A 16,364-nucleotide genomic window follows, 5' to 3' on the forward strand; every position below is an offset into this window, starting at 1 on the left:
GCATCGGGCCTTATTGGAGAAGGCAATATGCCTCTCTTTTACTGGCCACTTGTTCACTACGGGCGCCAGGCTCGGCAACAACCGCCGGTCCAGGTTCCTGGCGCAGGGTTTCTCGCCCCCTCCGGGCAGAAAATTACCCCTGCAAGCGTCTGGCTGGTATCGTGCGGCCCTGTGAAAACACGCCGCATGACTTGAGGAAATGGATGTTGAGCACTGAAGAAAAACTGACCGGGGATCTGTTCGAAGTCGACAAGCGCCTGGGGCTCAAGCCCGTGGTGGACTTCAACACCTATCTGCGCACGGCCTTCGGCGACGGCAAATGCACCTGCGGTCGTTGTGTCGCCAGCGCGGGCGTCGAGAGCGGTTATGCCTACCAGCACAGCTTCGACTTCGGCGGTAAAGTCACCCACCGCCGCTTCGCCACCACCGCCGGCAGCGACGTACTGCTGGTACTGAAGAAGGCCTGGCTGTCCTACACCAAGGCCGAGCTGGAAACCAGCGGCAACCTGGCGCTGGACACCGTCAAGGAATTCGTCGAGCCGCAATTGCACCAGCGCCTGCTGCCCCTGCTGCTGGCCAGCGGGCTGGTCAAGGACATCGACGGCGACCTGCAGATACAGGCACAGGCGGCCTGAGGTTTTCCTTCTCCAACAACAAGAAAGGTAAGACACATGCACCCACTCTCCCTGCAAGACAGCACCGCGCCGGACGGCGTTTGTTTTGGCTGCGGCAGCCGCAACCCCCATGGCCTGCACATCAAGAGCCACTGGCATGAGGATGGGGTGCATGTGATGGCCGAGCACCTGCCGGACAGCCAATACTGCGGCTGGCCCGAGCTGGTGTACGGCGGCCTGATCGCCATGCTGGTGGATTGCCACTCGAACTGGACCGCCATGGCCTACCACTACCGCGCCGAGAAACGCGCCCTGGACAGCCAGCCGCGGATCAACTGCGTGACCGGCAACCTCGGCATCAAATTCATCAAGCCCACACCGATGGGCGTGCCCCTGACCTTGCGCGCCAGGGTCGAAGGCGAAGTCGGGCGCAAGAGCCGGGTGATCTGCGAGGTCTACGCCGGCGATGTGCTGACGGCGATCGGCGACTCGATTTTCGTGCGGGTCGATACCGAGCAGCTGGCCGCGGCGGCCCACGGCCGGGAAGCCTGAGCCGGCCCAGGCTCGCTCACGATATTGAAACCTTTGGGAACCACGATCTGAAGCAGGTAAAACCAGCTTACAAGGGGAACGCCTAGTTCTTGCTCGCGATGGCGGTTAACGATAACGCGTGTCGAGTGGATGAACGCGGCGCTCTCAAGTCCATCGCGAGCAAGCTCGCTCCTACACCAGCCCCCACTCTCGTCCTTCACTGATCGGCATTAGCCAGAATCGTCCTGCTTGTCAGCCCGTAAAAAATAAAGACTCGCCCTTCAAACCTTTCAGATTCCTCCCGCAGTAATGCCTCGCTATAGCCAATAGGGTTGATGCCATCCCGCCTCCGGCTGGAAAACCGCAACGGATGGACAGGCAGAACCCTCGATGGCGCACAACAGACTCCCCCCGATCAAGAATCCCCCTTCCGGCGACGGGCACCATGTCAGCTACCGAGACATGACCCCCAGCGAACGGGCGGAACAAGAGGCCAGGCAAAACGCCTATGAACGGATGCTGGTTCGCCAACAAGCCTACGCAGACAGCCTCGCCAGCCCACCCCGCAAGCAACAGGCGATGGCCGGCTGCACATTCACCAAATCCTGCAAGCTGCCCGACGGGGTCATGGACTACCTCAGCCCATCCGGGACGATTCCCACCGACGCCATCAAGGACTATGGCGAGCTTGTCTTGCTGGGGGGCCGTGGAACCGACGCGACGGGGAATATTCCGCTCAAGAAAATCAGCGGCGCCCTTCCCGCCGCGCTGGGTAGCCTTGCGCTGGGTGGCGAGGCCGTGGCGTCCGCCGGGGTCGGCGGCGTGGTCGCGGGTGCCCTGGCTGGCGTGGTGGCCATGCTCTGGCCGTCGAGCCTGGGCGACAGCGCCTTGTACACGCCAGAGCAACTCGACGCGCTGAAAGAAGGCCGCACCCGCGTGCGCCTGCATATCGAACAACGGCCCGACGACACGCTCAAGGGCTATGGCTACAACACGCAAAAGCAGCGTGGCTGGGAAATGGTCCCGGTGGTGCGCTTCGTTGCCAAAGGCCAGCAACAGGTGGCCGACTTCGGCGACGGCGTCACCCTGATCTGGACACCCGCGGTGGACCCGTCCAGCACCTCCGACATCCCCCCACTGGAGGCCGCGCCCCAAGCGCCGCACATCTGGATCTTTCCGCCCACCGAACAGGCGGACACCCTCATCGTCAACCCGATCTACCCACCGGAGTACAAGGACTTCATCCTGGTGTTCCCGCCGGGGTCCGGGGTTCGGCCGCTCTATATCGTGCTGAGCGTGCGCAAGACGCCCGGTACGGTTACGGGTCGGGGGCAGGATATAGATGGAACCTGGCTTGCCGGGGCGGGCTCAGGGTTAGGCTCTCCGATACCCACGGAGATTGCTGATGAGTTGCGCGGGAGGGAGTTCAGAAGCTTTGATGCTTTTCGGGAGGCGTTTTGGAGGGCTGTGGCAGCGAATCCAGAACTGAGTGGCCAATTTGTTCCCGACAACATACAACGTATGAAAAATGGCTATGCGCCCAAGGCACGAAGGCAGGACCATATAGGAAAAAAACGCTCCTTTGAGCTCCATCATGTAGATCAGGTTTCAGAAGGCGGCGAGGTATATAACATTGATAATTTGCGAGTAACCACTCCTAAAAATCATATTGATATTCATCGGAGCTAGAGCCGTGCAAAAAACTTTTTCTGATTACACCGAAGCTGAATTCATGAGTTTTATGCAGGAGCTATTCGCTGCAAACAAAGGGGCTCCTGATGAAGTCCTCGACCCGTTACTCGATGAGTTCGAGCGAATCACCGAGCACCCCGCCGGCTCCGATCTGATCTATTACCCCGAAAGCGGCGCCGACAGCTCAGCCGAGGGCATTATCAAGACCGTGAAAGAGTGGCGCTCGGCCAACGGTTTTCCGGGTTTCAAAGAAACCTGAATCAATGGCCTTGAAGCGCCATTCCACTAAACCCATCAAAGCTGAATCAAGGACGATATGAGTTTTCTCAACCGTATCGCAGGTCTTTTTGACCGCGCGCCCAAAGAGCAAATTGCTGGCTACTCCCGGTCAGAACTCCAAGCGGTTTTCACCGAGCCCCTTAAACACACCACTCCTGCCCTACCCCTTCCACTGTGCGCGGTTTCTTTGGAAGGCACAGGCGTACCGGCTTATTACGGGGCCTTGCTGATCGATGGAAGCGACAGGGATTCTTTCCAAGCCCTTATCGAATCCAGCTTCACCCTGGCCGACGAGCGCAGCTTCAACGACCTCCCCGTCAGGCAGTATGAAAACCTCCAAAACCACCAGCGCCTGATCTGTTTTATATCCACCCGGGAATTCAACGCCGTCACGGTACGCCTGGTAACCAACAGCACTGACTTTCTCGAAGCCATTCAGCGCCAGCGTTTCGCCGTTCCGCCGCCCTGGATAGCCTTCGAGGGTTACGACCCTGCATGGTGGGGAACGCAGTTGCAAGGTGCCCAGGGTTACTACAACGACCAGTACTTCCTGCCGTTTTTTACCGGCTTGAGTAAGGCAGAAAAGCTGGCTTATTACGCCCGCTACGCTGCCAGCCAAGCGTGGGCTGCCAGCCTGATGTCAATCGGTGATGAGTGAGAGGAGCTGATGCCGCAGGCCGCGACCTCCTCCCCCCAACCACCTGGCCCGCTTGCCGAAAAGCGCAAGACTTCGCGCTGAAAAACCGGATAATGGCCGCCATTTCGTTTTGCTCGTTATTCGGTGTGCCCCATGGAAATCAAGGTCAACTTTCTCGACAACCTCCGACTTGAAGCCAAGTTCGATGACTTCACGGTGGTGGCCGATCAACCCATCCGCTACAAGGGCGATGGCTCGGCACCGGGTCCGTTCGACTATTTCCTGGCGTCATCGGCGTTGTGCGCGGCGTACTTCGTGAAGTTGTACTGCGACACTCGCAATATCCCCACCGATAACATTCGCCTGTCGCAGAACAACATTGTCGATCCGGAAAACCGCTACAACCAGATCTTCAAGATCCAGGTCGAGTTGCCGGCGGACATCTCCGACAAGGACCGCCAGGGCATCCTGCGCTCCATCGACCGTTGCACGGTCAAGAAAGTGGTACAGGCCGGGCCTGAGTTTGTGATCGAGGAGGTGGAAAACCTCGACGCCGATGCCCAGGCCCTGTTGATGCCGAGCGCGGGCTCGCACAGCACCTACATCGCCGGCAAGGACCTGCCGCTGGAACAGACCATCGCCAACATGTCCGGCATCCTGGCCGGCCTGGGCATGAAGATCGAGATCGCTTCGTGGCGCAATATCGTGCCCAACGTGTGGTCGCTGCATATCCGCGACGCGCAGTCGCCGATGTGCTTCACCAACGGCAAGGGCGCGACCAAGGAAGGCGCCCTGGCCTCGGCCCTGGGCGAGTTCATCGAGCGCCTGAACTGCAACTTCTTCTACAACGATCAGTTCTGGGGCGAGGAGATCGCCAACGCGCCATTCGTGCACTACCCGGACGAGCGCTGGTTCCAGCCAGGCCCCAACGACGAGCTGCCGAGCGAAATCCTCGATGCGTACTGCCGGAAGGTCTACAACCGCGAAGGCGAGCTGCGCGGTTCGCACCTGTTCGACACCAACTCCGGCAATGAAGAGCGTGGCATTGTTTCGCTGCCATTCGTGCGCCAGTCGGATGGCGAAGTGGTGTATTTCCCGTCGAACCTGATCGAGAACCTCTACCTGAGCAACGGCATGAGCGCCGGCAACACCCTGGCTGAAGCCCAGGTGCAGTGCCTGTCGGAGATCTTCGAGCGCGCCGTCAAACGCGAAATCATCGAAGGCGAATTCGCCCTGCCGGATGTACCGGCAGAAGTCTTGGCCAAATACCCGGGGATTCTCGCCGGCATCCAGGGCCTGGAAGCCCAGGGCTTTCCGGTGCTGGTCAAGGATGCGTCCCTGGGCGGTGAGTTCCCGGTAATGTGCGTGACCTTGATGAACCCGCGTACCGGTGGCGTATTTGCCTCGTTCGGCGCGCACCCAAGCCTGGAAGTGGCGCTGGAGCGCAGCCTCACCGAGCTGCTGCAAGGCCGCAGTTTCGAGGGTTTGAACGATCTGCCGCCGCCGACGTTCGAAGGTCAGGCAGTCACCGAGCCGAACAACTTCGTCGAGCACTTCATCGACTCCAGCGGCGTGGTGTCGTGGCGCTTCTTCAGCGCCCGGTCGGATTACCAATTCGTCGAGTGGGACTTCTCCGGCCAGGGTGAAGACTCTAATACCCAGGAAGCCGCGACCTTGTTCGGCATTCTCGAAGGCATGGGCAAAGAGTCCTACATGGCCGTGTACGAGCACCTGGGCGCCACCGCCTGCCGCATCCTGGTGCCGGACTACTCGGAAATCTACCCGGTGGAAGACCTGATCTGGGACAACACCAACAAGGCACTGTTCTTCCGCTCCGACATCCTCAACCTGCACAGCCTCGACGAGGAAGAGTTGCAGGCGTTGCTCGAGCGCCTGATAGAAAGCGAACTGGACGACTACACCGATATCACCACCCTGATCGGCATCGAGTTCGACGACAACACTGCCTGGGGCCAACTGACCATCCTGGAGTTGAAGCTGCTGATCTTCCTGGCCTTGCAGCAATATGAAGAAGCCAAGGAGTGTGTGGAGATGTTCCTGCAGTACAACGACAACACCGCCGAGCGCGGCCTGTTTTACCAGGCGATGAATGCGGTGCTGGAGATGGAACTCGACGACGATCTGGACCTGGCGGATTACGAAACCAACTTCCGCCGCATGTTCGGCAACGAGCGGATGGACGCGGTGATTGGCTCGGTGAATGGCGATGTGCGCTTCTATGGCCTGACGCCGACCAGCATGAAGCTGGAAGGGATCGACCGCCACCTGCGGCTGATCGACAGCTACAAGAAGCTGCACGCGGCGCGAGCCAGGGTGACGGCGCTGTCCAGCTGATGGCCAGGCCGGGGATCAGCGCCCGCCGTTGAATCGACAGGCGCTGGCCCCACAGCCATAGGAAATGGCCCGGGCGATCAGCGGGCCAACCCGCCGGACCCACGCCGCTGCCGGCTCGAACCAGCTACTTCTCAGCGACCTTCCACCTCCTTCCCTGCTAGCCCCCGGCGACACCTTCCTCCCCCGGCGCCGTATTGCCGGCAATGGCAGCCCCGAGGAAGTACAGCATCCCGCCCGCGACGATAAACAGCATCAGCATGTAGAAGATGTATTGGGGCGGCTGCACCGCCAAGACCGCCCCGCACAATACCGGCCCCAATGCCGCGCCCAGGTTGCTCAGGTTCTGCGCCCCGTAATACATGCCCCGCAAATGGCTGGGGGCGATGTTGTCGATGAACATGTATTCGGCGGGAAACACGATAATCTCGCCGAGCGTGAAAATGACCATGGCGCCGACCCAGAACACCAGGGTGGTCGACAGGGCGAAGCCCGCCAGCCCCAGGACAAACATAACCAGCCCGCCGGCGAGCCACAGGTTCAAGTGTTGCTGGGAGATTTTCCTGCCGATGAGGTATTGCAGGCTGATCACCGTCAGCGCATTGGTCGCCACGATGCTGCTGATAATCCGGTAGGCGGTTTCGGTTGTGGTAGTCACCACCAGGTACTGCGAGAGGTAGGCGCTGAACTGGCCGAAGACCACGGCGCTGAGCAGCCCGCCCAGGGTAAAGCACACCAGCCGGCGATCGCTCAGCAACAGCTTGCCCACGGCCAGGAACGGCGCGCGGGGCTGGCTTGGCTCAACGCCCGCCAAGCCCCTGTCGCCCCACACGAAGTAGATAAACAAGAACCCTGCACCCAGCCCCGCGGACAACAGAAAAGGCAGGCTGATATCCAGCCCGGCCAGCCCTGTGCCGAGAAAGGGGCCGACGGCATAACCGATATTGGTCAGCGTGTATTTGATCGAAAACACCTCGCCCCGGCCAGCGACGGGGAGCAGGCTGCCAAAGCCCGATTTCACGGCGATATCGATGACCGCGTAGGCCAGGTTGATCGACACCAGGCACAGGTAGAACAGCCAGAGATCGCGCGCGACAAAGGTGCCGAGAAAACCCGCGGTGAACACACCACTGCAGACCAGGATCAGCCTGTAGCTGGACATCCGGTCCACCAGGAACCCGCCATACAGGCTCAACAGCGAGCCAATGATCAGCGTGCTGCCGATGACCAGGCCGACATCGGCGATGCTCAAGTGGAAGTGGCCCGATAAATAAATGACCAGATAAGGCAGGGTGATCGCGCGGGCAAGGGTCAGGATCAGGGACGCTGAGAGCAGCAGGTTTACCGTGGTCGGATAGTTTCTTAGCGTGGCCAGCATCCTTGCCTCATCGTTATCGCCATTATTTTTGTCGGGTTCGCGCAGTGGCAATCACAGGAAAGCCGACGCGGATCAAGCATACTACTGACCCCAATTCTCATTGCTGATGGTTTTTACCGGGTGTGTGGAGCCAGATTCACGAATAAGGAATGTCTATGTTTTCCTCCGAACGCTTGAAGGGCATCGATGTATTTGTCTGCGTGGCCGAGTCTGGCAGCTTCACGGCCGCCGCCGAGAAAATGCACCTGACAGGCTCCGCCGTCAGTAAAAGCATCGCGCGCCTGGAGGGCCGGCTGGGCACTCGCCTGCTGCATCGGACCACGCGACGCGTGGCACTGACCGACGCGGGAATGACCTTCTATCGCACCTGCACCGGCGTGCTGGCCGACCTGGAAGACGCCGAGCTTGCACTGAAGGCCGAAGCCAGCGAGGTCCGCGGCAGCGTTCGCATCGACCTGCCAGGGGCTTTTGGCCGCGCCCAGGTGCTGCCGATCCTGCTGCGCCTTGCCCAGAATCATCCGGCCCTGGTGCCGCATGTTTCCTTCTCCGACGGTTTCGTCGACCCGTTCAAGGAAGGCGTGGACATCGTTGTGCGTATTGGCGGCGCGGATGCCTGGCCCGATACGCTGGGGCAGCGTTGCCTGGCCCGCGAACGACACCTCTTCTGTGCATCCCCCGCCTATCTGGCCAGGCAGGGCATCCCATTGACCGAAAGCGATCTGCAGCAGCATCAGTGCATCGCCTATGGCTGGGTGGATGGCCGGATCAATCCCTGGAATTTCGCCGACGACCAGGGCGTAACGACGCGCCGACAGGTCGCCGCCCAGCTTGTGGTGGGCAATGGCGAAGGCATCGTGATGGCGGCCATGGCCGGTTGCGGTATCGCGCAGTTGCCGTCCTGGCTCATCCAGCGGCAGCTGGACGAAGGGACCTTGGTGGAGGTGCTTGCCCATCGGGCAAGCGAGGGGATGCCGATCAACCTGGCCTGGGTCAAAAGTCGTGAAACGCTGCCCAAGGTCAGGGTCCTGCTGGAGGCCCTGGTCACAGGGCTGACGCCGATAGATGACGGCGACCTGACCGCCAGCCCTGCCCGCTGACAGACAAGGATCGGCCAGTACCTGCCGCCGGCCGATAGCCCCCGCCCAGCCCTCAGAACTTCGTCAACACCCCCACCCGCAGCGTCCGCCCCGGCGCCGGCATGAAGCTCTGCGCCAGCGGGTCCAGGTAGTAGCGATCGGTCAGGTTTTGCAGCGAAACATTGAGGTGGGTGTGTTCCTTCAACTTGTAGTTGAGGAACAGGTCGAACAGCGCCACCTCGCGGTAGACCAGCTGCGGCGTGGTCGCACCGGTCTGCCAGTTCTCGTCGGCCTTGACCGTCGGCCCCGAGCTGTAGGTGGCGCGCCCGCCGACGGTCAGGGACTGGTCAAAAAAGCGCAGGCCCGAGGTCAGGTTCGCCGAGAACCGTGGCGGGTTCTGGGTGTTGGAGTACGAGCCCATGAAGCTGCCCGGCGTGCAGTCCGGCGTGTTGCTCAAGTCCCGATAGCGATTGCTGCTGGCCCGCAGCCGCGCGGCGAAGGCCGAGTCGCAGGTTTCGGTCTTCAGGTAGTAGGTGGACGAAAAGTCCGCGAACACCCGACCCGCGTCGTAGTGCGATTGCAGCTCCAGGCCGCTGGTCTTGTAGCTGTCGGTATTGCTGAAGCGCATCTGGCCCATCAGGCCCGGGCTCGGGTCGTAGTAGCGGGTGATGTAATTCTTGATGCTGTTGTTGAAGTAGGCCAGCTTGATCGCCGCCGAGTCGTTGTCCAGCAGCAGGCCTTTGTGCATCGTGCTGGCGCCGATTTCCCAGTTGCTGGAACGTTCGGGTTTCAGGCCTTTGCCCGGCGTGGTCTGCAACACGCCCTGGCTGGTTTCGAACAGCGAGGGCATGCGCAGACCCTGGGTGTAGGACGCATAGACGAAGGTGTCCGGCAGCACCTCGACATTGATGCCGAAGGCCGGTGCAAAGGCGCCGCCGCTGTTGCTCTGCTTGCCGGAATAGTCATAACCGCTGACCACCTCGCCCACCTGCGACGGATAGACCGTCGAGTCGGTCGCGCCGAAGTCGTTGTAGCGGATGCCCTCGAACGGAAAGTTGGTGTTGTTGAAGACAATGCCATTGTTCCGGCGCGGGTCCGTGGCGTCGGTGTACTGCCCGTTCGAGTCCGGGAACCACAGCATGTTGCCGGAGGTGTCCGCGTTCGAGACCCGCAGGTACCTCAAGTCACGCTCCTCCCAGCGCGCCGTCGCTTGGGCGACATGGTCCTTGCTGCGGTAATAGGTATAACGACCGCCGCCCCACAGGGTCAGGCTATCGACCGGTTTGTACTCCAGCTTGCCGTTCAGGCTGAACTCCTGCCGTTCTCCTTCGCGCAGCATGCGGTTGGCGTTGATGTCGTCCTGGGTGGTGACCACGCCCTTTTGCGGGCGCAGGTCTTCGATCTGGAACGAGCCGCCCAGGTCCAGCTTGAAATCGCCATAGTCGCTCTGCAAGTGCGAGGTATTGGCCAGGTCGCCGCCGATGCGGCGGTCGGCCTGGCGGCTCCATTTGCGGTCCGAGCGATAGGCTTGCGAAGCCGGCGCCGCTACCGAGGTCAGTTGGCTGGTCTGCGCGTCAGTCATCCACAGGCTGGCCGTCAGGTCCACCAGCGGATTGCCGTCCGGCAGGTAGTGGTAGCGCGCGGTGTAGGTGTCGATCTTGGTATGGCCCAGGGGGTACTGGTAGATGCCGCCGGTGCCGAAACGGAAAATGTCCGACGGCATGATCTCACCGATGCGCCCGTCGTAGCGGCGGTAGCCCAGGTCGAAGCTGTGGCCGTCCGCCGGGCGCAGGGTGGTCTTGAGCAAGAAGGACTCAGTCTCCGAAGAGGAGTTCAGCACCTCCTCGCCGGCGTTATAGGTGGTGGCCACCGTCATGTCCTCAGCGCCGTAGCGGTCATAGGTGCGGTAGCGGTCCTGGCCCTTCCTGCCGGCGAAGTAGTTGCCCTGGTTGCGGTGGGCATAGGCCGCCACCAGATCAAACAACTCATGGCTATAGGCGAACGCTGCACTGCCAGACTCGGCCTTCGAACCGAACAGGCCGCCACGGCTGCGGTGCGGTTCCGAGTACAGGTCCTCGGTCGAGGAGTGGCCGTCGCGGGAGGCGGGAGCGACGCCGTTGTTCCACAGGTCGCCCTTCAAGCGCAGGCCGAAGTTCTTGCCGTCCTGCAGGATGTCGTCGACGCCGAGGGTGCGCATCTTCACCGTGCCGCCGATGGCGCTGGAGGTCAGGCTCGGGCCCTTGTCGATGGCGATGTCGCTGATCAGGTCCGGATCGATGTAGCTGCGTTGCTGGGTGCCGGCATACCCGCGATAGACATCCAGCGCCTGCTGCGAGCCATCCACCGTGACCGCCACCCGGCTCTGGCCCTGGATGCCGCGGATGTTCACATCCAGGCCGCCGCCGTTGCGGCTGTCGCCGACTTGCACCCCAGGCTGGCCCTTGAGCACGTCGCCGACCGAGATCACGCCAAAGCGTTGCATGTCCTCGCCGGAGATATACAGCGAGGAGCGCGGCGCCGAATACACCTCCTTCTGCTCCAGGTCTTCGCCGACGACTTTCTGCGACGGCAGCACCATATCCCCGCCCGCCCGATACAACTCGAAGCTGCCGTCAACCTGGCGCTGATAGCCCAGGCCGGTTCCCGCCAGCAACCGCGCCAGGCCCGCCTCGGTGCTGAAATCGCCTTGCAGGCCCTGGCTGCGCTTGCCTTCTGTCAGCGTGGCGCTGCCCGCCATATTGATCCCCGCCTGCACGCCGAAACGCGACAGCGCCTGGTCCAGGGGGCCGGCGTCGATGCTGTAGTGCTGGCGCTCGCCAGCCGCGAACACGGCCGCGCCGCACAGCGGCTGCAGGCTGAGGAAAAGCAGGCCAAAGGTGCGGGCGCACAAGGCTCGGGCGGGGAAGATCATGCAAGGCTCCTAGGGGTTGGCACCCACCTGTCCCGGTGGGTCATACCTGAAGGCCAAGCCAGATCGAAAAAACTGCGCCCCGGGGAAAAAATATTTTCAGGCCGGCACCACAGTCACCCAATAACGGGTTCGTCGCTCGATGCGCACCGGCAGCGTATTGGCCACCAGCGCCAGCGCGGCATCGGTGTCGTCCAGCTGAAAACTGCCGGTCACGCGCAAGGCCGTGACCGCTGCGCTGCAACGCAAAAAGCCCGGGCGGTAACGCGAAAGTTCAGCCAGCAAGGTATCCAAGCGCATGCGTTCGGCCGGCAAGATGCCGCGCAGCCAGGCCTGGGCCATAAACGGATCAACGCGGCTCGGCGCCGCGACGCCCTGGCGGTCGATCCGGGTTTGCCAACCGGCCTGCAGCGGCACCGGTAGCCAATGGCGCCGCGCACTGACCTGCACCAGGCCGCGCAGCGCCGTGACCTGGGTGCCCTGGCGATCGTGGCGCACCAGCAGATTGGCGCCGCGGCTGTACAGCACCGCGTCCGGGGTCAGCAGTTGCAGCGATGCCGATTCCGCCGGCGTATCCAGTGCCAGCTCGCCCTCGACCAACTGCACACTGCGCCGCTGCGCGGTCAGCTCCAGGTTCACGGCGCTGGCGGTGTTCAGCCACAGCGAGCCACCGTCCGCCAGGGCCCAGCGCCGACGCTCGCCGATACTGGTGCGGTAAGTCGCCAGGGCCGAACGCACCAGGGTGGAATCCGCGCCTTGCCAGGCAACCCCGCCGAACAGTCCCAGGGCGAGCAGACACTTGAGCACCTGCCGACGCCGCTGCGGATCGGCCCCGGCCGACTCCAGTGCCCGCCGCGCCGTGGCATCGGCCAACAGATTGGCCCCGGGCTGCAGCATCAGCGGCAAGCTGCTGACCCGCTGCCAGGCGTATTCATGCTCGGCGCTCGCCTGCCGCCACTGCTGCAAAGCCTGATGCTCGACATCGCTCATCAGCCCGGACTGCGCGCGGACCATCCAGTCGATGGCGCTGTCGCGCACCCGCGGATCAACCACGGCGCCACTCATTCAAAACGGCTCGCGTAACAGACACTGAACGCCTTGCCCATGGCCCGCTGCACCTGGGCCACGCTCAGGTTCAACCGCGCGGCGATCTGCGGGTAGGTCAAGCCGTCGAGCTGGGACAAAAAGAAAATCTGCCGCACCTGCGACGACAGCCCCACCAGCAGCGAATCCAGCTGCAACAGGGTTTCGATCATCAAGTGCCGCTCTTCCGGCGAAGGCTCCTCGGCCACCGGCCGCGCCGCCAGCGCTTCCAGATAAGCCCGCTCGATCGCCTGGCGCCGCCAGCGATTGATCAGCAAGCCATTGGCAATGGTCGCGAGAAACGCCATGGGCTGGCGCAGCTCACGTACATCCTCCTGCGAGCGCATCACCCGGACAAAGGTGTCGTGGGCCAGGTCCTCGGCATCGGCACTGTGCCCCAACCGCCGATGCAACCAGCCGCGAAGCCAGCCGTGATGGTTCGCATACAACCGGGCGACGGGCGAGGCAAAGCTGTCGTCGTGCATGTCAGATCCGCATTAATGATAATGCTTCTCATTTTAGAGTTTGGCGACAGGCGTTGTACAGCACCGAGGAAATGGCTCGGGTTTTAGCAGAGCCCTGAAATGCCCTCGGCATAGCACATTTGCCCTATATGCCCCCCTCCAACGCCATGCTGAAATAAATCCCCCTATTGAGTCAGATTTAACAGGGGCCGGCCGTGCCAGATTCCCTGACTCCACGTTTTCTGACGTGCCCCGTTGAGGATCGCTGATAACCAGGGCGAAACACTATTAAGGAAGATATGCCATGAACAAAAACTACCTCTTTGCCCCCGCGTTACTGCTTCTGGCGGCTACCTTGGCCGGTTGCTCGACCAATCCCAATGTCTTGCAAATACACAAAGTCACCGCGGAAACCATTGGCCTGGCCTCCACCGACGAACTCACCATGGGCCCCGTCACCAAAGGCAAGGAAGACTTCCTCGGCGGCTCGGAACTGACCTTCAAGGCCACCACCGCCAAAGGCCGCGTCTTCAACTGCTCGACCTTCATGACCCCGGGGATCCTGCTCGATCCGCCGAAGTATTCACGGCTTACTTGTACTAACTGAGCGGGTGGCAGCGGCTTGAAGCAAAAGGCCCCGACTTGTCGGGGCCTTTTTGTTTTGAGCGAGCAGTAGATTGCCAGGGTTTCACGTAGCCTGATCTCGGAACCAATTGCGCGGCGACAACCCCGCCAGCCGCGCCGCCAGGGCCTCCATATAAGCCCGCTCGGCTCCCCCTCTATAGCGTCTCTTAAGTGCGTAACAAATCGAGGCGATCAGAAGCTTGGCACCGACATAAACAAGCAGGCGTTGATGCTATGATTTGACAGCTAATGGAGGGTTATTCGATGAGCAAAACCGCCGTTTCTGGCGTTGCCAGTGAAGTTCGCAAGCTTGCCAAGGCTCACAAGGTCACCACTGAGCCTGACAGCATGAGTCGCATGGCTGCCACCATCACCCGCCTTGCCGGTGACTCGGTCGAGCTGGATAGCATTGAGCGATTACTGGTCAATCTCAAAAAGAAAGGCGTGCTGAGCAAGAGCCAAACCCTTGCATTTCAGGAGCGCTATCTCCAGGAAAAAAGGCAGGCCAAAAAGAAACTTAGCGCATGAGTTTCGATCCTTTCGGTGATTTCGAAACGGCCGGCTATCTTCGAAATCATCAACGCCTCAAAGACCCTGTCGAAGTCAAAGAATCCGAACACTTTGTCTTCGAACTGAGTATCGAGGAGGCGCTTTCACACTTGGCTCGAAAGAGGCGACCTGACTACAAAGCCATCCTTGAGGTTCACAAGATCCTGTTTGGCGGGTTTTATCCTTGGGCGGGCAAAGATCGAAATGAGCTAGTCCCGCATCTCGCCATATTCAAAGGCGCATACAACGACCCGCACAGCACCATTTTCGAGCGCCCTGACTTCATCAAGAGGTCCGTCGACTATGCGCTCAAGCTGGCGGCAGACAAGAAAAAGTTCCAAGAAAGACCAGGAGAGGTCATGGGCCAGTTGGCATTCGCCCACCCCTTCCTGGATGGCAACGGACGCACCCTCCTACTGGTTTTCATGGAACTCTGCTACCGGGCCAGATTTGCGATCAATTGGTCCAGAACGAACAAAGATGACTACCTGCGAGCACTGAGCGACGAAATTCGAGCGCCTTTCCAAGGGCACCTCGACAACTACCTGAAACCTTTCGTAACTGCCATAACAAGCCGTGACGAGTGGCCACAGATGATCGGTGGCATTCACAGCCTGGATGGACTCGACAAAGAAGACATCACCTACGAGAGCCTGGATAACCCGGAAGTCCAGCAGCTCTACAAAACCTATCGGGCCCAGCTTCAAGATGCCCCGGCGGTGCCGGGGGCTGATGACTGAACCCGTTGCCCTCAAAACAATTCCGCTCTTCTCTCCTCCGCCTCATGGGTGCTTGCAAAAGCGTTCAGTGAGTCACGCAGCGTCCGAAGGTCACTCTTTGCAACCCTTCGAGGCCGCGGAAAACATCGTGTTACAGACCGTCTAGACTCCAGTATTCCAGGGCCGAAGGTTCCTGGCCCCCAACGGCAGTCATTCCCACCGAGTCGACCCGAGTACACAAAATCATGTGTGAATCATGTGATTCAAACCCCGCCGCAAACACCCACGATCGTCGTCGTTTTCTTCGCTTCGCCGGACTGGGGGCAGGCGCCCTGCTGATAGCCGGCGTACTGCCAGACAGGCTGGTCCATGCCGCCGAAAAAACCGCCGCGCCGCCCAAACCACAAAACGCCATCAGCCCCGACCAGGCACTGCAAAGGCTGATCGAAGGTAATGAGCGTTATGTCAGCGGAAACTCAAAGACCCACGACTTCAAGGACGAGCGCGAAGCCCTGGTTTCCGGGCAGAACCCGTTCGTGGCGGTGCTCAGTTGCTCCGACTCGCGGATCGCTCCCGAATACGCTTTCGACACAGCACGAGGCGATCTTTTCGCCATACGCGTTGCGGGCAACTTCGTAACCGGCGAAGGCCTGGCCAGCCTCGAATATGCCGTTGCGGTACTCGGCGCCCCGCTTATTCTCGTACTGGGGCATGAGAGCTGCGGCGCCATCGAGGCCGGCATAAAAGCCGTAAAAGACCACGCCGTTTTTCCTGGGCATATCCAGAAACTGACCGATGCACTCAAACCCTCTATCGAGAAAGTGCTCAAGCAACCCGGGGTTCTTATGGAAAATGCCACGGCGCAAAACATCAAGGACTCGGTCGACAGCCTTAAACAGGCCACGCCACTGCTCACCGATGCGCTCGACAAAGGCAGGCTGAAAATCGTAGGCGGCATCTACCGCCTTGCCACCGGTAAAGTCGAGTTGATTGCCTGAACCGGACAGTGCGCATCGCCTACCGATAAACCGAGAAAGGGCCCTGCGCGCCGGCTGGGCTCTGCTGGTTTGCGCCGCCTGGATAAACGACCGGGCTTGCGCTGCCCGGCCGTTGGTTGTCGAGATTAAGCGTTCAGCGCCTGAGACTTATCGCCCAAAGTACGCAGCAGATCGCAACCGTCGCTGAGCAGCAGGCCGATGGCAAAGCGGATCTGGGCGACATCTTGAGTGCCGGAAGCACAGTCGAGGATTTCCAGCAGATTGCGGGCAGCGCCGATACGTTGTTGGGCGCAGGTGTAGAGATCGGAGAGTGAGGCGTTGCCATCCAGGTAGAGGACGGGGTGGTCGGTGTCGTTGCGGGTGAGTGGAACGAGGTTGCAAATTTCTGTGCGGGTCATTGGTGAATCTCCATGAGTATTTAAGCCCTGCCCCACCCCGCAACCAAGCAGGGAGTCAGTTG

16 protein-coding genes are annotated in these 16,364 nt (G+C 61.0%); 11 read left to right on the top strand and 5 right to left on the bottom strand.

From position 1 onward, the window contains the following. Positions 1 to 206: 206 nt before the first annotated feature. From AC07VU_RS24645 to AC07VU_RS24670, 6 genes are all read left to right on the top strand, one after another. Entirely contained in the window at positions 207 to 635 is a 429-nt protein-coding gene (locus AC07VU_RS24645) for a hypothetical protein (RefSeq protein ID WP_087088203.1), read from the top strand. Positions 636 to 671: 36 nt separating this feature from the next. Next, complete coding sequence (locus AC07VU_RS24650) at positions 672 to 1,166, top strand: PaaI family thioesterase (protein ID WP_007924872.1); 495 nt, start codon at positions 672 to 674, stop codon at positions 1,164 to 1,166. A gap of 369 nt (positions 1,167 to 1,535) precedes the next feature. After that, positions 1,536 to 2,834, top strand: coding sequence for a pyocin-S2/colicin E7-DNase domain-containing protein (locus AC07VU_RS24655; RefSeq protein ID WP_495030651.1), 1,299 nt, complete (start codon positions 1,536 to 1,538; stop codon positions 2,832 to 2,834). A 4-nt stretch (positions 2,835 to 2,838) separates the two neighbouring features. Then, a complete protein-coding gene (locus tag AC07VU_RS24660; protein ID WP_495030652.1) occupies positions 2,839 to 3,096 on the top strand; it encodes a bacteriocin immunity protein in 258 nt (85 codons plus the stop codon). Between the two features lie 57 nt (positions 3,097 to 3,153). Continuing rightward, positions 3,154 to 3,774 carry a hypothetical protein gene (locus tag AC07VU_RS24665; protein WP_495030653.1) on the top strand — a complete coding sequence of 207 codons (621 nt, stop codon included), beginning with the start codon at positions 3,154 to 3,156 and terminating at the stop codon, positions 3,772 to 3,774. 132 nt (positions 3,775 to 3,906) lie between these two features. Next, positions 3,907 to 6,108: an OsmC domain/YcaO domain-containing protein gene (locus tag AC07VU_RS24670; RefSeq protein WP_495030654.1), complete on the top strand. Its 2,202-nt coding sequence runs from the start codon at positions 3,907 to 3,909 to the stop codon at positions 6,106 to 6,108. 157 nt (positions 6,109 to 6,265) lie between these two features. On the opposite strand, the gene AC07VU_RS24675 is transcribed toward AC07VU_RS24670, so the two are convergent. Further along, positions 6,266 to 7,483: an MFS transporter gene (locus AC07VU_RS24675; protein WP_495030655.1), complete on the bottom strand. Its 1,218-nt coding sequence runs from the start codon at positions 7,481 to 7,483 to the stop codon at positions 6,266 to 6,268. Positions 7,484 to 7,638: 155 nt separating this feature from the next. On the opposite strand from AC07VU_RS24675, the gene AC07VU_RS24680 reads away from it, so the two are divergent. Then, entirely contained in the window at positions 7,639 to 8,580 is a 942-nt protein-coding gene (locus AC07VU_RS24680) for a LysR family transcriptional regulator (protein WP_495030671.1), read from the top strand. 52 nt (positions 8,581 to 8,632) lie between these two features. Here the strand turns inward: AC07VU_RS24680 and AC07VU_RS24685 are convergent, their stop codons facing one another. From AC07VU_RS24685 to AC07VU_RS24695, 3 genes are all read right to left on the bottom strand, one after another. Beyond that, positions 8,633 to 11,470 carry a TonB-dependent receptor gene (locus AC07VU_RS24685; protein ID WP_495030656.1) on the bottom strand — a complete coding sequence of 946 codons (2,838 nt, stop codon included), beginning with the start codon at positions 11,468 to 11,470 and terminating at the stop codon, positions 8,633 to 8,635. A gap of 96 nt (positions 11,471 to 11,566) precedes the next feature. Then, complete coding sequence (locus tag AC07VU_RS24690) at positions 11,567 to 12,532, bottom strand: FecR domain-containing protein (protein ID WP_495030657.1); 966 nt, start codon at positions 12,530 to 12,532, stop codon at positions 11,567 to 11,569. Continuing rightward, complete coding sequence (locus tag AC07VU_RS24695) at positions 12,529 to 13,035, bottom strand: sigma-70 family RNA polymerase sigma factor (RefSeq protein WP_274306365.1); 507 nt, start codon at positions 13,033 to 13,035, stop codon at positions 12,529 to 12,531. The genes AC07VU_RS24690 and AC07VU_RS24695 overlap by 4 nt, the downstream gene beginning before the upstream one ends. A 283-nt stretch (positions 13,036 to 13,318) precedes the next feature. On the opposite strand from AC07VU_RS24695, the gene AC07VU_RS24700 reads away from it, so the two are divergent. The 4 genes from AC07VU_RS24700 (at position 13,319) to AC07VU_RS24715 (ending at position 15,904) form a co-directional block, all read left to right on the top strand. Continuing rightward, entirely contained in the window at positions 13,319 to 13,621 is a 303-nt protein-coding gene (locus AC07VU_RS24700; RefSeq protein WP_053260562.1) for a hypothetical protein, read from the top strand. A gap of 281 nt (positions 13,622 to 13,902) precedes the next feature. After that, positions 13,903 to 14,166, top strand: a complete 264-nt coding sequence (locus AC07VU_RS24705) for a hypothetical protein (RefSeq protein WP_007922928.1) — start codon at positions 13,903 to 13,905, stop codon at positions 14,164 to 14,166. Next, a complete protein-coding gene (locus AC07VU_RS24710) occupies positions 14,163 to 14,927 on the top strand; it encodes a Fic/DOC family protein (protein WP_495030658.1) in 765 nt (254 codons plus the stop codon). The genes AC07VU_RS24705 and AC07VU_RS24710 overlap by 4 nt, the downstream gene beginning before the upstream one ends. Before the next feature lie 224 nt (positions 14,928 to 15,151). After that, positions 15,152 to 15,904: a carbonic anhydrase gene (locus AC07VU_RS24715; protein WP_053260560.1), complete on the top strand. Its 753-nt coding sequence runs from the start codon at positions 15,152 to 15,154 to the stop codon at positions 15,902 to 15,904. A 125-nt stretch (positions 15,905 to 16,029) separates the two neighbouring features. On the opposite strand, the gene AC07VU_RS24720 is transcribed toward AC07VU_RS24715, so the two are convergent. Then, on the bottom strand, positions 16,030 to 16,302 hold the full coding sequence (locus tag AC07VU_RS24720) for a hypothetical protein (RefSeq protein ID WP_101337470.1): 273 nt from the start codon (positions 16,300 to 16,302) through the stop codon (positions 16,030 to 16,032). Between the last annotated feature and the right edge of the window lie 62 nt (positions 16,303 to 16,364).

The sequence above is a fragment of the Pseudomonas sp. GW821-FHT02B10 genome (assembly GCF_059421865.1).

Excerpts from the sequence above, each read along its gene's own strand:
- AC07VU_RS24650 (WP_007924872.1), top strand. The coding sequence starts at position 672 with ATGCACCCACTCTCCCTGCAAGACAGCACCGCGCCGGACGGCGTTTGT.
- AC07VU_RS24655 (WP_495030651.1), top strand. The coding sequence starts at position 1,536 with ATGGCGCACAACAGACTCCCCCCGATCAAGAATCCCCCTTCCGGCGAC.
- AC07VU_RS24665 (WP_495030653.1), top strand. The coding sequence starts at position 3,154 with ATGAGTTTTCTCAACCGTATCGCAGGTCTTTTTGACCGCGCGCCCAAA.
- AC07VU_RS24670 (WP_495030654.1), top strand. The coding sequence starts at position 3,907 with ATGGAAATCAAGGTCAACTTTCTCGACAACCTCCGACTTGAAGCCAAG.
- AC07VU_RS24675 (WP_495030655.1), bottom strand. The coding sequence starts at position 7,483 with ATGCTGGCCACGCTAAGAAACTATCCGACCACGGTAAACCTGCTGCTC.
- AC07VU_RS24680 (WP_495030671.1), top strand. The coding sequence starts at position 7,639 with ATGTTTTCCTCCGAACGCTTGAAGGGCATCGATGTATTTGTCTGCGTG.
- AC07VU_RS24685 (WP_495030656.1), bottom strand. The coding sequence starts at position 11,470 with ATGATCTTCCCCGCCCGAGCCTTGTGCGCCCGCACCTTTGGCCTGCTT.
- AC07VU_RS24690 (WP_495030657.1), bottom strand. The coding sequence starts at position 12,532 with ATGAGTGGCGCCGTGGTTGATCCGCGGGTGCGCGACAGCGCCATCGAC.
- AC07VU_RS24695 (WP_274306365.1), bottom strand. The coding sequence starts at position 13,035 with ATGCACGACGACAGCTTTGCCTCGCCCGTCGCCCGGTTGTATGCGAAC.
- AC07VU_RS24700 (WP_053260562.1), top strand. The coding sequence starts at position 13,319 with ATGAACAAAAACTACCTCTTTGCCCCCGCGTTACTGCTTCTGGCGGCT.
- AC07VU_RS24705 (WP_007922928.1), top strand. The coding sequence starts at position 13,903 with ATGAGCAAAACCGCCGTTTCTGGCGTTGCCAGTGAAGTTCGCAAGCTT.
- AC07VU_RS24710 (WP_495030658.1), top strand. The coding sequence starts at position 14,163 with ATGAGTTTCGATCCTTTCGGTGATTTCGAAACGGCCGGCTATCTTCGA.
- AC07VU_RS24715 (WP_053260560.1), top strand. The coding sequence starts at position 15,152 with ATGTGTGAATCATGTGATTCAAACCCCGCCGCAAACACCCACGATCGT.
- AC07VU_RS24720 (WP_101337470.1), bottom strand. The coding sequence starts at position 16,302 with ATGACCCGCACAGAAATTTGCAACCTCGTTCCACTCACCCGCAACGAC.